15 protein-coding genes are annotated in these 15,042 nt (G+C 54.3%); 9 read left to right on the top strand and 6 right to left on the bottom strand.

Annotated elements, in window-relative coordinates; all coding sequences use genetic code 11:
• Nucleotides 1-26: 26 nt before the first annotated feature.
• Nucleotides 27-1,352 carry a purple acid phosphatase family protein gene (locus tag Mal52_RS03385; protein WP_145374323.1) on the top strand — a complete coding sequence of 442 codons (1,326 nt, stop codon included), beginning with the start codon at nt 27-29 and terminating at the stop codon, nt 1,350-1,352.
• A gap of 11 nt (nt 1,353-1,363) precedes the next feature.
• Here the strand turns inward: Mal52_RS03385 and Mal52_RS03390 are convergent, their stop codons facing one another.
• The gene (locus Mal52_RS03390; protein ID WP_145374324.1) at nt 1,364-2,185 is read right to left on the bottom strand and encodes a phosphoribosylformylglycinamidine synthase subunit PurQ; all 822 of its coding nucleotides are present in this window, start codon (nt 2,183-2,185) and stop codon (nt 1,364-1,366) included.
• Between the two features lie 595 nt (nt 2,186-2,780).
• Between Mal52_RS03390 and Mal52_RS03395 the strand changes: the two genes are divergently transcribed.
• Nucleotides 2,781-3,593, top strand: a complete 813-nt coding sequence (locus tag Mal52_RS03395; protein ID WP_231962514.1) for a HEAT repeat domain-containing protein — start codon at nt 2,781-2,783, stop codon at nt 3,591-3,593.
• 185 nt (nt 3,594-3,778) lie between these two features.
• Here the strand turns inward: Mal52_RS03395 and rpsR are convergent, their stop codons facing one another.
• Nucleotides 3,779-4,069: a 30S ribosomal protein S18 gene (rpsR, locus tag Mal52_RS30335; protein ID WP_145374325.1), complete on the bottom strand. Its 291-nt coding sequence runs from the start codon at nt 4,067-4,069 to the stop codon at nt 3,779-3,781.
• Nucleotides 4,070-4,673: 604 nt separating this feature from the next.
• Here rpsR and Mal52_RS03405 point away from each other — a divergent pair.
• The 7 genes from Mal52_RS03405 (at nt 4,674) to rplU (ending at nt 12,202) form a co-directional block, all read left to right on the top strand.
• A complete protein-coding gene (locus Mal52_RS03405; RefSeq protein ID WP_145374326.1) occupies nt 4,674-5,024 on the top strand; it encodes a hypothetical protein in 351 nt (116 codons plus the stop codon).
• Between the two features lie 557 nt (nt 5,025-5,581).
• Nucleotides 5,582-6,028 (top strand): ribosome hibernation-promoting factor, HPF/YfiA family, encoded by a 447-nt coding sequence (gene hpf, locus Mal52_RS03410; protein WP_231962052.1) that lies wholly within the window; start codon nt 5,582-5,584, stop codon nt 6,026-6,028.
• Between the two features lie 341 nt (nt 6,029-6,369).
• Nucleotides 6,370-6,840 (top strand): PTS sugar transporter subunit IIA, encoded by a 471-nt coding sequence (locus Mal52_RS03415; RefSeq protein ID WP_145374327.1) that lies wholly within the window; start codon nt 6,370-6,372, stop codon nt 6,838-6,840.
• A gap of 234 nt (nt 6,841-7,074) precedes the next feature.
• Nucleotides 7,075-7,326, top strand: a complete 252-nt coding sequence (locus Mal52_RS03420; RefSeq protein WP_197534635.1) for an HPr family phosphocarrier protein — start codon at nt 7,075-7,077, stop codon at nt 7,324-7,326.
• Between the two features lie 47 nt (nt 7,327-7,373).
• Nucleotides 7,374-9,122: a phosphoenolpyruvate--protein phosphotransferase gene (gene ptsP, locus Mal52_RS03425; protein ID WP_145374328.1), complete on the top strand. Its 1,749-nt coding sequence runs from the start codon at nt 7,374-7,376 to the stop codon at nt 9,120-9,122.
• An 859-nt stretch (nt 9,123-9,981) separates the two neighbouring features.
• On the top strand, nt 9,982-11,571 hold the full coding sequence (locus Mal52_RS03430) for an Rne/Rng family ribonuclease (RefSeq protein ID WP_145374329.1): 1,590 nt from the start codon (nt 9,982-9,984) through the stop codon (nt 11,569-11,571).
• Between the two features lie 217 nt (nt 11,572-11,788).
• Nucleotides 11,789-12,202 carry a 50S ribosomal protein L21 gene (rplU, locus tag Mal52_RS03435; protein WP_145374330.1) on the top strand — a complete coding sequence of 138 codons (414 nt, stop codon included), beginning with the start codon at nt 11,789-11,791 and terminating at the stop codon, nt 12,200-12,202.
• A gap of 244 nt (nt 12,203-12,446) precedes the next feature.
• On the opposite strand, the gene Mal52_RS03440 is transcribed toward rplU, so the two are convergent.
• The 4 genes from Mal52_RS03440 to Mal52_RS03455 form a co-directional block, all read right to left on the bottom strand.
• Entirely contained in the window at nt 12,447-12,842 is a 396-nt protein-coding gene (locus Mal52_RS03440; protein ID WP_145374331.1) for a hypothetical protein, read from the bottom strand.
• A 62-nt stretch (nt 12,843-12,904) separates the two neighbouring features.
• The gene (locus tag Mal52_RS03445) at nt 12,905-13,534 is read right to left on the bottom strand and encodes a hypothetical protein (RefSeq protein WP_145374332.1); all 630 of its coding nucleotides are present in this window, start codon (nt 13,532-13,534) and stop codon (nt 12,905-12,907) included.
• Between the two features lie 197 nt (nt 13,535-13,731).
• Nucleotides 13,732-14,052 carry a hypothetical protein gene (locus Mal52_RS03450; RefSeq protein WP_145374333.1) on the bottom strand — a complete coding sequence of 107 codons (321 nt, stop codon included), beginning with the start codon at nt 14,050-14,052 and terminating at the stop codon, nt 13,732-13,734.
• Between the two features lie 181 nt (nt 14,053-14,233).
• Nucleotides 14,234-14,977: a hypothetical protein gene (locus Mal52_RS03455; protein ID WP_145374334.1), complete on the bottom strand. Its 744-nt coding sequence runs from the start codon at nt 14,975-14,977 to the stop codon at nt 14,234-14,236.
• Nucleotides 14,978-15,042 lie beyond the last annotated feature (65 nt).

The following is a 15,042-nucleotide window of genomic DNA, read 5'->3' on the forward strand; positions in this document are numbered from 1 at the left end:
CGCCGGCGGATAGGAAAATAGGAACGATGAGCGAGAGACGGCGCCAGATTGTCATCACTGTCATCACCGGAACCTGTCTGGCGATTGCGGTCTATGCCACGCAGCCGAAACCATCGGATGCCGTGCATCGCGCCACCGTTCTCCCCGATAGAATTATTCTTTCCTGGACGCAGGACCCGGCAACCACTCAGGCGGTAACGTGGCGGACCAACACATCGGTCCGTCAATCGTTTGCACAGATCGCTGTTGCCGAGGATGGGCCGGAATTCGAGCAGCATGCAACGCAAGTCTCGGCGACCGTTGTCCCGATTGTCAGCGACTTGGGAAAATATCATTACCACTCCGCCGAATTCACCGGTCTGACTCCCAAGACCACGTACGCTTATCGCTTGGGGGATGGCGAGAACTGGAGCGCTTGGAATAATTTTCGAACCGCTTCAACGAAGGCTGAACCGTTTAGCTTTGTTTATTTCGGCGATGCGCAAAAACAAATTCGTTCGCATTGGTCCCGGTTGTTGAGGACCGCCTATTCGTCCGCTCCGCACGCACGGTTTTTTATGCACGGGGGCGACTTGATCGATCGGCAGGGACGCGACTCAAATTGGGGCGAATGGCACGAGGCGGCCGGCTGGGTGAATGCCGTGATTCCCTCCTTGGCCGTGCCGGGAAACCATGAATATGAGCATGGAGTGGGCCGCACAATTAAGCAACTCTCCGCGTTTTGGCAGCCGCAATTTCAGTTCCCCCAAAACGGACCACCTGGACTGGAAGACACGACCTATTGGCTGGACTACCAAGGCGTCAGATTCATTGCCCTGAACAGCAACGAGCGGATCGAAGAGCAGACGGTCTGGTTGGAAAAAGTCCTCGAGGACAATCCGCATCAATGGACGATTGTCATGCACCATCATCCGTTGTACTCGGTCTCGGTCAATTCCGATAACAACGCGCACCTGCGAAAAGCTTGGCAGCCGCTGTATGACAAGTACGGCGTCGATCTAGTGCTCCAAGGGCACGACCATTGTTACGGCCGTACGAATCTCCGAGGCTACCAAGACAAATCGAGCGGTGGCGGGACCGTGGTTTCCGCTGGAACTGTGTACGTCGTTTCAGTCAGTGGGCCGAAAATGCGACGCTTAGGTCAGGATGGCTTTGCATCGAGCGCCGAAGGCATCCAGCTGTTTCAATTGATTACGATTGACCACGATTATCTCAAATACGAATCGCGCACCGCTGTGGGACGACTCCACGACGCCTTCACGCTTCGCAAACGGGAGGGGCAGACGAACGAATTGATCGAAAGCTTCGCTCCCGGAGAACGGACCGCCGCGGAACCGGCCAACTTCGATTAGCCGTCAAACCGCTAGTCGAAGTAGGCGATCGCATTGCGAAACAATTGAATACCGTCGCCGTCATCCACTTGCGGGCGACGTGTCCATTGTGGGTGTTGCGTGCCGTGAATGAACCGTTCAGGATGCGGCATCAACCCTAACACGCGGCCGGTTGGATCGCTCAGCCCGGCAATGTTGCCGCCCGAACCGTTGGGATTGGCGGGGAAGGAGACGGCGGTCGAGGTCAATTCGCCGACCGCGGTGGTGGCCATCGCCGGCTCGCGATAACAAAGTGCCACTTGGCCGCGCTCTAACCATTGCTCCATCGTCGCTGGGTCGCGGACGACGATGCGTCCTTCGGCGTGGGCAATCGGCAGGTCGATTTCGTCGATGCCCTGCAAGAAGACGCTGTTGCTGCCTTGGCAACCCAACGTCACCCAGCGGGCGGTGTATTTTCCGTTGTCGTTCCAAGTCAGCGTCGCCGTCGGCACGCGCTCCGCACCGGGCTGCCATGTCTCACTGCCGCCGGGCAGAATACCCGCTTTGAGCAAGACCTGAAATCCGTTGCAGATGCCGAGCACCAGTTTGTCGGCCGCTAGAAACTCGCCCAGGATCTCGCCCAATTTCACCCGCAATTGCCCGGCGAAAATCACACCGGCTCCCACATCGTCGCCGTAGCTAAAGCCGCCGGGGATGCAGAGCACCTGATAGTCGTTGAGTAACGACGGTGACTGTAGCAACTGAAACAGGTGCACCCGCTGTGCGTCACCGCCGGCGGAGGCAAAGGCAAATGCCGTTTCGACGTCGCAATTCGTTCCCGGTGCGCGGAGGACACAGACTTTCGGTTGGGCCATCGTATTTCAGTTCGTATGCAGGAAAGACAATCAGACGGGTGGAGTCATCGAGAGCAATAATAGGGTCGCGGATATCGGTTTGCAAGACGTTGATTGATGCGTGCCGGAGCCCTGGGGAATGGTGAGTTTGGCGTGCGGTTGGTTTTTTGAGAGAAATTTTCGCTCCCCGTTCCAGTTCCGGTCGCGCAAACTGCGGGGAGGCGGCGAAGCTTGCGGGGGGATGTGCTGGCTGCCGGCACTGCCATCTCGGTCGTGAATCCCGCAGCCCGCTCAACCCGGAAAAAATCGCGCGGGAGGCCTCGATTTGACAATCTCAAAATGCGCATTTCATCTTAAAGCGTCCAAAATTCCACGTCGATAAATGAGATAGGAGTCACGCGTTTGGTTCCAAGATAGACCCTTGGCAACCACGTCGCCCTCTGTTGGTGTCATTGGGCAGCTTTCCCAACGGCAGCATCCAACGAGCCGCAGCGACAACGTGACGCTCTCACTCGACGCCGAAAATCCTCTGCGCTAGCCGCAGCGTTGGGCGTCACAACTTGGGGTCTGACCACGGACCTCAAACTACTTTGAAAAATGAAGGATCGGAAATCTCATGAAATGGTTCACACTCTGTGGAGCGATTGGCATCGTCCTGTTTTCAAGCAGCACCACAAACGCCGGATGGTTCTCTAATCATGGAGACGCGAAAAGCTGTGATTGCACGATGACCTGCCAACCGGAATGTTGTCAGCCGGTCGTTTATCGCCCGGCCTGTCCCACAAAATTCAATTATCAGCGCTCGTGTTGCAAACCGGTCTGCTGCACGCAGACTGCTCCCCTTTGCTGCGCTCCGCAATCTTGTTGCGCACCGCAAATGGGCTGTGGCAATGCGACGTGCTGCGACGATAACGTGCACCTGATCGCCCATTACATTCAGAAATCGCAAACGGCCTGTTACGCACGGCAGCGTCGGCGGGCGATTGACAAGTTGGGCGACAAGTTCAGCTGCGCGTGCAATCCGGAAATCATGTGCGCCTTGACCTATGCCTTAAACGACAGCGATCACCGAGTGCGGGGTGAGGCGGCTGACGAAATTGGCGATCAACTTCGCAAGAATCCTTGCTGCTGCAACCAACAGGTTATCTGTGCGTTGACGCAAGCTTTGGGGGACTGCAATCGCCGCGTACGCCGCGAAGCGGAAGAAGCTTTGCGTGTCGCGGGATACAAGGTCGAGGACTGCTGTGCCGATACTTGCTGCACAGCCTGTGCACCGGCCTGTGGAACGAACTACGGACCGGCTTATAGCCCGGAAATGGCACCGGCTCCGGCGGATGACGGCACCCCGCCGCCAGCTCCCCCGGCTGACGATACGGTCAGCAGCAAAGTACGGACCAGCTTCGTACGTTTGGCCAGTCTGTTTCGCTAGACCAGTTGGTTTAGCCAGGACGGACAAGGGGCGGTAAGCCACCGCCTTTGAGAAAACGAAAAGACGCGTCGGTCGAGAGTGACCGGCGCGTCTTTTTTCGATTCGTAGCTTCGTATTGTACAACGCGAGTTGTACCAGGAATGCTTATTGGCGGGTGAACCGCCGTTGCATCCCCATCGTGCTGCTTACGGGTGCTCGCGATTGACGAAGGGGAGCAGTCCGATAAAGCGGGCGCGATGCACGGCACGACGCACAGCGTGCTGATATTTGGCACAGGTACCGGAACGTTTGCGGCCCAAGATGTGCCCGTCGCGGCTGAGCATCATCTTCAGTGTGCGCAGGTCCTTGTAGTCGACGTACACCGGTCGGGGTGAGCGATCACAACCGTCGGGACAAAAACGGCATTTCAGCTTTCTCTTGAGCCGTGCCTTTCTGCGCCGTTTTCTGGGGGGGCCGCCCCTTCCATTAGAAATCATACTGTGCTGTGTACCTTGAAAATAGAAAAATTGTGTTTTTCAGTGTGGGGTGCGCCGCCCTGCGCTCCCTGGAAAACCCTGCAATTCATCCCAATTTTGCTCGGCGTGGCCGGCTCATTCAGGATGGTCTAATTGGCTGGCATTCAGGCGTAGGACGACTCCTTTGTCATCCTTTGCACGGCCATCTCGGAATTCATGGCTGATTCTGCGGCTTTCGCCCGGATCACTCGGCCAGCGAAATTCGCATTTTTCGCGCGCCGCAAGCCTGATTCGAGTCGCAGATTCTACACAATGCCCGCCCCGTTTCGCAACGGACTGGGCATAGCGAATGAAAACTTAATCTATCAATTCAGTTGCGTCAATCATGCTGGCGGTACAATTCAGGGGTGGTTTGTCGATTTGCGTTGACCAGGGGGCATATCCGGGCTCTTTTCGCCACTTTTGTGGCGGAGAGTGGCCGGATCGGGCTTTTCGCACCTGAGGGTTCTTGTTATTAAGCCCGCCTCACTCCCCGGCGGCTAAGTCGTTATTTGTGTCACACGCATCTTAAAAATTTGACGTGCGAAAGGATTCGCGCGTTGCTCAATTCTTCAAGGATGATGATATGGGGTCAAACCGAGTCTGTTTGGCGGCAGCGATGTGGATAGGTTGTTTCTTGCTTGCCGGATGCCAGGTCTTCTCCGGCGGTTCGCCTGCGACTTTGGGACGATTGTCCCCCTTCAATCGTCTGCCTTCGCAGTCGGAACCGGAATTCCGGGATATGGACGCGCTCGAACCCTCGATTGGTAGCGATGATGAGGATTCCATGGATGTTTCCGCGATTCCGTCGCAGGAGACGGATGATGATCGCGGCAAATTGCAACAACCAGGCCACCGTGCCTTGCCTGTGACGGAATCTCGTCCGGCCATCACCGAAGATCAAGCGGCCGTTCCCCAAGCGATGCCCGCTGGGTGAGGCGACCGGGATCTCAGGGATTTGACCTCCCAATCCGAACGTTTGCTTGTTGCACATCGCACGGCGTTTGGTCGCGGCGATGTCGCAACACCTCTGCTTTTGGGGTCTTGCGGCGACTCTTATGAGCGAAATGCTCCAGACACGCTGCAGTGAGTGCACGAAATTTCCTGCTCCACATTGCTTCTGAGGTGGTGTCTGCCACTGGCAATTGTCGTGGCGCAAGGCTACACTCGGCGGATACGTCCTTGTTGTCCGGCGACGGAATGCAGTTCCGTACATCGTTGCGAAAGTCGTTACGGACACGGCATGTGTTCGTCGCCACGTCGATTCGCCGCTGTTGATTGCGCATTTTCGATTGAATTGACGATGCGAATGCGCCCACTACAATGCTGGGGATGTCAGGGGACTCTCCCTACGGTCGTTCAGATGCCGTAAGGTGATCGCTGCCCGTATGCCTTGTTACGCGGTTGCGTCTCAGGACGTAATATTTTGAAGTTACGCAGTATTCGACGTATTATTAATAAGCGCAAGGTTGAGTTTGTCGCGTAGGTGGGGGCATGGTTTGTGACCGGCATCCCACGGGGTCGAATGACCATTCGACAGTCAATTGGCAAGACGCTGAGATTGAGGAGTATTGTTCGGTGCAAGTTGCGATCACGAGTCGCCACGGTGAATTACATCAAGACGACCATGAATACATTGCTCAAAAATCCGAGAAGTTATTGACCTTTTTTGAGCGGGTCACGGCGATTGGTGTGACCGTCGATTTTGAAAGCAAGGATCGCGTGAAGGTTGAGATCCTTGTTGATGCTGAACATAAGCATAATTTCGTCGCCAGCGACGCAGGCGCGTCCGCGCGAGCGACGTTTGACGTGACCTTGCACAAGATGGAACAGCAAGTCAGGAAATACAAAGAAAAACTTCAGGATCATCGCCGCACACCCCCGATGAATGAGGTCGTGCAGTCTGAAGAGCCGGATGTTGATGAAGAATCGGCGGATTGATTCTGCCGGGAAATGTGAAAGCTGCCGGGAGAAACGGTGTGCGGAGCAGTCGTTCAGTGTGGTGCAAATGCCCACAGAACGCATGCAACTGTGTTTTTATAGGCTCGCACGATGTGGTTTCAGAGAGTGGCGAAGAGATTAGTGTTGGGCTGATTTGTGTTTCGAGTAGTCATGCACGGCAAGAGGCGGTTTTTTCGGGCCGCCGCCAAAGGCGTGGGTAGGGACTTCGGAAACATTGATTCAGCATGTCTATGTCAGCAGTCAAATTTTCCCATTCTAAAATGGGTGACAGGGATTTCCGAGTCCTGGCAACTCGGAGATCGTTTGGTAAGGAGTCATACATGAAGTTGTCGGACTTCGTGGTTTCAGAGGCGATTCTACCGGATATGCAATCGACGTCCAAAGAAGACGCGATTCGCACGATGGTCGGCAGCCTGGGAACGACGGGCGCTATTCAGGCGGAAGACCAAGAGAGTATTGTTGCGGCCATATTGAAACGCGAGGAATTGGGCTCCACCGGGATTGGTAATGGAGTCGCTGTTCCCCACACAAAACACCCGTCTGTCGATCGGCTTGTGGCGACAATCGCCATCGCTCGGGATGGTGTGGACTTTGCGAGTCTGGACGGTGAATCCGTCTTTATTCTGTTCTTGCTGGTTTCACCGCCCGACCGTCCTGGTGATCACTTGCGAGCATTGGAAAGCATTTCCCGGCATTTGCGCAATCAAAACTTCTGTAGTTTTCTACGGCAGTCCAAAACGGGTGAAGCAATCGTGGAATTGTTGGACGAAGCGGATAACGACCAACTCTAGGTTGCCGCCTCAATAGGTTTTCGGTGGCGGGAAGCCTCGATTGATTCTCTCGTTTCCGTGTTGATTGATCGCAATGAGTTTTCAAATAGCTTTGTGAGTTTCGGTGTTGCCGAGTTTTATTGACTCATATTCGCTGCGTTTTTTTGAAACGGCCTTGTTGTCAATCGATTGTTGTCTCGTCTCAAACATTCCGTGTCTTTTCGTATGAGTACACCATCTGCTTGCACTCGTGAAGTGACCGTTAACCTGGAAAACGGGTTGCATATGAGTCCCTCGGCTCAACTTGTGCAAACCGCCCAGGCCTTTGGTTGCGATATTACGATCCGCAAGGGAGACAGAACGGTGGACAGCAAGAGCATGTTGGATGTGTTGACCTTGGCTGCGGAAAAAGGCACGACGTTAGTGCTCGAGGCAAATGGCGACGGCGCGCAGGAAGCAATTGACGCGTTAGATCAATTGTTCAGGACAAATTTTGCCGCAAGTTGAACGCACGGCATTCAATAGGGGCGTTTAAGCTCTCAGTGGATTCGGGTATGGAAATAAAGCGCGGAATCGCCGTATCTCCTGGAGTTGTTCCAGGACCGGCCTTGGTATTAGGAACGGAAGATTTCCGGATACCGCGGCGATTCGTCAGCGTGAATGTGGTCGATATCGAGGTAGCCCGCTTTCGGTCGGCGATCGATGCCGTCTGCACCGAGATTTCCGAAAACGAGCGTTTGGCCTCTGAGCGTCTCGGCGCCCAATACGGCGCGATTTTTACGGCACACTTGAATCTGGCTCGTGACCCCAAGCTCCGCGAGGAAATCGAGGAGTTGATCCGCGAACGGACCTATGCCCCGGAATTCGCCTCGAGTCGCGTTCTGCGGCGCTACGCCAAGCTGTTCCAGAATCTCGGCAACCAATACATGGCCGAGCGGGCGGTCGATATTTTCGACCTGGAAAAACGGCTGTTGCGGCATCTGTTGGGGACCGAACGGGAAGAGTTGGCGCACATTACCGAGCCGGTGATTGTCCTGGCGACCAATTTGACGCCCAGCGAGACAGCCAGTCTGAACCCCGAATTCGTGTTGGGTTTCGCCACAGAAGTCGGCGGCCACACGAGTCACACGGCGATTCTGGCCGGGGCTTTAGAAATCCCCGCTGTCGTGGGAGTCGGCCCATTTTTGAGCGATGTCTCCGGGGGAGACACGATCATCATCGATGGGAATCATGGCGAAGTGATCGTCGATCCGGATGAGCCAACCCTCAAACGATATCGGGTGACGCGGGATCGCATCAAAACGGCCAATCAAAAATTAGAACTATTGGGGCAGCTGGAATCAAAGACGGCCGACGGCGTCCCGATCAAGTTGTATGGCAATATCGAATTCCCCGAAGAGGTCGACCACTGCATTAAGCGGGGGGCCGAAGGTGTCGGGCTGTATCGCACGGAATTTTTGTATTTAAAGGATGACCGGGAACCAAGCGAAGAGGATCACTACAACGCATATCGGCGTGTGGTCGATCCGATTCCGACATTGCCGGTTGTGATCCGCACCTTGGATCTGGGGGCCGAGAAGTTCCCGCACTCACTGGAGGATTTGGCGGAAGTCAGTCCCAATCCAGTACTTGGGTTGCGGAGCGTGAGGTTCACTTTGCGGAATTTGGGATTGTTCAAAACCCAACTGCGCGCTATCTTGCGAGCCGCCGTCCATGGCGATATCCGGATCATGTTTCCCTTGGTCACTTCGGTGTTGGAGTTGCGGCAAGCGAAGATGATCCTCGGGGATGTGATGGAGGATCTCGAGGAGGAAGGAATCCCATTCTGTCGCGATATTCAAGTCGGCATGATGGTCGAAGTCCCGTCAGCCGCTTTGTTGGCTGACCGGTTCGCCGAGGAAGTCGACTTCTTTTCGATCGGCACCAACGATTTAATTCAATACACATTGGCGGTGGATCGGGCCAATCCGACCGTCGCAGATCTTTATAGTGCGGCAGATCCTTCCATCCTGCGGCTGATTCGCATGGTGGTCGCAGCTGCTGCAAAGAAGGATACTCCTGTTGTTGTATGCGGGCAAATGAGCGGCGACCCATTGTATACAGCTGTGTTGATCGGCATGGGGATCCGCGAGATGAGTGCGACACCATTTTCACTTCCAATTATTAAGCAGGTCATCCGCAGCATTACGATTCCACAGGCCGAGGAAATAGCCGCTCATGCGGATACCTTGGATGTGGCCCGTGATGTGGAAAACTATTTACGAGGTGAGTTGAAGAAAATATCGCCGGACGAATTTTCCTGAATCATCATTCGGGGGAACGTTTGGCAATCCGCCGCCGGTGCTGAATTCAGCGGATGGCGACGGGCTGGCGATCGATTCCCACCCCTGTGGGACATCGAGATTCAGTCGTTCTGAATCACGTCGGCAAAACCCAACGGAGACAATTTACAATTGTACAACGGACATAGGGAACTTTTTCGAGTCGAATCGCGACTCGTCAAACCTTCCCGCGTCACCCGGCCATGTTACGGCAGCATTGCCCGGGACGGATTGATTCAGGTTTGAATCATAGTGCGAATTCCTATTCAACAATCAGCTAAGCCAAGTGAACGCGGCTGTCTGCTCGATGACGGCGCCGTCGGCAATTGCGCCACGGCCTGCGAGCAGAGAGTCCGATCGAACGGCTCTTGGCAAGTCCCTGCCTGTCGGCAGGCTCAATTCGGATCCACGAGTGGTAACGCCGTCGAACGACAGTTGAGTTCGACATCCACGGCAAACTCACCACTCGTTGTGATCTGTCCCGTTCGGCACAAATTGTCGGCGGGACGAGACCGCGAATTGACATCGGCCAGGCTTGGTCGCTTGTTCATCTCGCCGCCGCCGGCATGCGATTTCGCCTGTCGTTCGCGTCGCGCGAGCAAGCCGCTGAAAACATTGAATAGGAAACGCTTCGATCAGGATCGCAGCTCGCCGAGACCCGTGAGCCAACCCGCGCTATCATCGACAACGCTCTTCGCTCGCGAAGTGCGTTTCGGCAATAGCGATAACGGTTGGTCGGTCCTCGGAGGGAAACGTTTCCATACCGCAACGACGTGCCACGCCGTTGCGGCTCAGACATCGAAGCCCCGCGCTTTTCGTCAATGCCGACGAAGGGTACTCCATGAAGAAGGAAATGCTGGTCAATGTTCTCCAGCCGGAAGAAAGCCGGATCGCTGTCGTCGAAGACAGCGTCTTGGAGGAATTGTATGTTGAGCGCAGTAGCCTAGAGAGCTACGTCGGAAACATCTATAAGGGCAAAATCGTCAACATCGAGCCGAGTATTCAAGCGGCTTTTGTTGATTTCGGCGTGGGCCGCAACGGCTTTTTACACGTCAGTGACGTCGAATACCAATATTACAAACACCTCCCGCAATCCGGCGGCAACGGTCGCGGTTCGGGCCGCTCGACCAAGGGCCGCCGCCGTCCCAGCGAACGCAATGAGCGCAGCAAGCCTCCGATTCAGGAGATCTTCCGCCGCGGTAGCGAAGTGCTGGTGCAGGTCATCAAAGAGGCCGTCGGCACCAAAGGCCCGACGTTGTCCACCTACATCAGCATTCCCGGCCGGTACTTGGTACTCATGCCCGGCCTGCAACGCGTTGGCGTGAGTCGAAAGATTGCCGACGACGACCTGCGGAAAAAACTGCGGACGATCCTCGAAGAACTCGATCCGCCCGAGGGCTTGGGCTTCATCATTCGCACCGCGGGTATCGACCGGACCAAAAAAGACCTGCAGCGGGACCTCAGCTATCTGCTGCGATTGTGGCGAACGATTGTGCGCCGGTTGAAAAAGACCGTCGCGCCGGTGGATATCTATCAGGAAAACGACCTGATCATTCGTACGATTCGCGATATCTACAACAACGAAATCGATGCGGTCTGGATCGACGAAGAAGGCGCCTATCAACGGGCACGCGAATTCGTCAAAGCCGTGCTGCCCCGGCACGTGAATCGCATTAAGTACTTCGAGGGGAAGGAACCGATCTTCCACAAGTACAACATCGAAGAAGAAATTGCCCGCATCCAGCAACGGCAGGTACCGTTGGAGGGAGGCGGCTCGATCGTCATCGACCAGACCGAAGCGTTGGTGGCCATCGATGTGAATAGCGGCAATTTCCGTGCGGACAACAATGCAGAGGAAACCGCCTATCAGGTGAATCTGCGGGCTGCGACCGAAATCTGCCGGCAATTACGTCTCCGCGATTTGGGGGGCGTGGTGGTCAACGACTTTATCGACATGCGTGACGAACGGCATCGCCGGTCGGTGGAACGCACCCTCCGCGAGGCAATTCGCCGTGACCGAGCCCGGATCAAGGTGCTCCGAATCAGCCCGTTTGGTTTGATCGAAATGACGCGGCAACGTATTCGCCCGTCGCTGAAACGGAGCGTGTTCGAGGATTGTCCCTGTTGTAAGGGAGCCGGATTGGTCAAAACCGCCGAAAGCATGGCGATTGAAGTGATCCGCGTGTTGCTCAACACCATCAGCCGCGATGATGTGTCGGGGATTTCCGTGGAAATTCACGAACAGGTGGCTGATTACCTGAACAACAAAAAACGCCGCGATATTGCCTCATTCGAGGAGCAGGGCAGCGTGGATATCAATCTTGTTTCGCGGACCGACGTTGGTCCCGAGCATCTGATCATGCGGTGCACCGACGCGACCGGAAATGAAGTCAAAATAATGGCCGAGAATGGGTCGAAATCTCGGAAATGACCCGCTACAATAGTGCGTCCTATCCTTTCGGCGCTACCGGTCTGCGGAAGCAGTGCGTAAGGAATCATGGTATCTAGCCGGTGGCGGACATGCCCTCAGATGTCAGCTTCGCTGATCTCCAAAGCAGGGAGAGAGGCAGTTGACATGGACGGAGACGAGTCGGGCTCGCCCCAACAGGCTTTTTCGAAAAAGTTTAGAGCGAAATAAGGTTTTGGCGATGTTTGCAATTTTTGAAGATGGCAGCCACCAACATCAGGTGCAGGTCGGTGACCGATTGACTGTCGACTATCGGGAAGCTGCGGCCGAAGGGGACAGCCTCACGTTTGATCGCGTCCTGTTGGCCAACGATGGCGAATCCAGCTCCATCGGAAAACCGATGATCGAGGGTGCGGCTGTCGAAACCGAAGTGCTCGAGCAGACCAAGGGCAAAAAGCTCGAAATCGTGAAGTTTCGCCGCCGCAAAAACTCACGAACCCACACCGGACACCGTCAAAAGTACACCTCCGTCCGCGTGACAGGAATCACGGTACCCGGCATGGTCTTCACCGCACCGCCGGCCGACGAACCCGTCGCCGCCGCTGCCGAACCGGAAGCTGCCGCCGCTGATACGGAAGCCGCCGCCGAAGAATAGTCGCGGCTTCGAAGTGGCAAGCAACCAGCCTTCACCCGGCGTGCCGGTCGCCGCTGCGCGAAGCGCGCTTGCCCAAGGTCGAATCTTTCTAGGCCGACAAAGCCGGTGGGCGGACTAGCCGCAAAATTGCTGGCGATTTGCAAACCACTCTCGCGGCTGCGCCGCCCCGCGAGCAGTATCTTTCGGGGTCACCCTAGCGTGCCCGCGGTCAGTACCGCCGCAGCCTACGGGCCATGGGCGTCGACTACATTGCAATCATATATCTAAACCGGACATCCGCATTCGCTGCCGATTTCAACACGGTGCGAAACGACTCAAGTTCCGCTTCCAATTCCTTGTTTGCGCCAACCGTTTCTTCATCGACGATTGCTTCAAGCAAAGCCTCAACCGTCACTAATCCCTGGTTGGCATCAAACCATTCCACCGATGGGATCTCATCCAGTCCCTCGATGTCGTCGCCTAGAAAATCGGCACAGTCGACATCGCTCATGGATGTGAAATCAGACAATGGCCGAACTCCAGATTTTTCGGCCAGATTGTCGAGCAATTTCTGTTCAGCAAATATTTGTCTCCCCTCCAAATCGTCCGGAGAGATGCCCGGCAGGCTGCGGTCGAGCAACAACATTACTGCGATATCCATGACTTACCTCGTGAGCACACAAATCGAGTAGGCTTTGTCGGTCAGGCCGCCGACTGACATTTTCACGGGACTGTTGAGTCGCCTGAATCGCCAATTACCCAGCGTAAGGTGAATTCTCCGGACTTTTGTAAATGCGTTTCCAGCATAGAGGCGAGCTGATGGTCGGCCCCCTTATGCGCTAGGTATTCAATGTTTTCCGGCATCGCGAAAAAGAAATCATTCCCTTTGTATGGCTTTCCAACTTCCAAATCAATGAGGACTTGCAGTTGCTCGCGCGTGAGCGTGCCAATAAAGGTTCCATTGGTAATGTCATAAGCATCAAACACGCTACTCGACGTCGCAGTGGGTGGGATTATAGAAAGTGGGGGCTGTAACAATACCCAAGAGTTGTCGCCGAGTTCTTCAATTGTAGCCTCCCATCTTGCATGTTCGCCGGCAGTCACATCGCGCTTGACTAAGATAGACGTTACGATGCCGCATACAATTGCAAGTGGAGCCCAATACACGTGTTGTGTAATCGCGAGTAATCCCGCGCTGGCTACGGTACAGAGGAGTACCAATTGCGTTGGAATCGATGTTGGCAGTCCCTCGAACAGTCTTACCGGAATGTTCCTTAACCGATAACTGACGAAAATCATTCCCGCCAATAATGAATACAGCAGAAGAAATATTCCAAGCAGATATAAAGACATTATGCTACTTGTTGGACAGGGCCAGGTTTTAACCTGAAATGCAATATATCACGCGTCAAATTAAATCGCGTCAGGCGGGAGCCTGACCTGCGGGACATCCTTTGCAGGAGGCACCATTAAGTTAAGTTCGTCATTATTTTTGAACCACGCGGCTGAATATTTATGACCTTACGACTAACGATGCAATTTGAAGTTAGCTACTCTTCATCAGCTAATCCAGCACAAGCCCCGTTCATAATCTGGAACGGTGTAGTCGATGTGTAGTGAATTGGTCCATATGTGTCAGACCAATCATACTCCCACACTTCGCCACGGTGATTCTTCTTGATTCTGTCCGGCTTGCCCAACACGTGCCTAATTTCAGTATTCTCTACGTATCGCTCTTTTGCAGCAATCAATAGTGACTGGATTGCATCTCCAAAAACGTCATGGTTTCCCCGGTCACTCCCCAATTGTTCTATCTTTTGGCTTGCAGATTCGAGATCGAATGAACGGTAGTAGTCCATATCTTTAATCATCGTATTCGAATCCTCATTGTAATGACCCGGATAGATCGACAGCTTTTCTATCAAATTTCTGCAGGTCAGGCCGCCGCCTGACGTTTCATGAGCGTCAACCGTTCATCGCGTCAGGCGGGAGCCTGACCTACGGGACTTGCGTTCATTGTTGTTATGTGGACCGCGCACATGGAATTCCGTATTAAAAATGGCGGGCAATTATCCGTATGTTTAAAACTCCATGCTGCTGTAGGGACCGGGAGCTTTTTGGGTCGATGTCTATGGTGTTACCAGTCAGGAATGAGCATTCTGTGAGTGCAACTCGCTCCAGGTTGGCTATCAAGTCGTCGAATTCAACGGCATCACCAAAGCATATGTCAGCTTCTTTTTCCGAGAGCATTCCAGACTTTATTTCCTGTTGAATCGACTCAGGAAGCTGCGGGTTGACCCACTGTGCAGTCAGTTTTGGCTCAGGGATATAGCTGCCGCCTAATGATTTAGCCAACTCAGAAAACAACTCGGATGCCAGCGCGTTTGCTGGACCAAGCTTGTTATCAAAATGTGCCCATGCATGAATGCGGGACACTTTGCTGTACCTGTTGTTTTCCATCCCGGAGAAATCCGACTCTGCCTCACTCATGAGTTTGTTAAACTCATCGTGTGTTATCGTAGATAGCGCAGTTGCCTCCACGTAACCGCTAACCGCTATCGCGTCCGAACTCCAGAATCGTGCGTTTGCATCACGTCCTTGTCTATCCGGGTCTGATTTGTCAAAGAACATTAACTGGCATCTTGTGTTGTGGTTTGCCAGTAATGTTCCATTGAATGCATTGATTTGCTGCCATTCCACCCAAAAGTCAAATGAATCGCGTATGTATGACTTCATTCTGGAAATAACGAAATCACTTAAAACCAAGTTGCGTCTAGTGTATGCATTATCAGACATGCTCCCGTTTTACCTTTCCATGAAGGTTAATCATGCAGCGCGTCAGGCGGGAGCCTGACCTACTT

This window comes from Symmachiella dynata, from assembly GCF_007747995.1.
In the GTDB taxonomy this organism is placed as follows: domain Bacteria; phylum Planctomycetota; class Planctomycetia; order Planctomycetales; family Planctomycetaceae; genus Symmachiella; species Symmachiella dynata.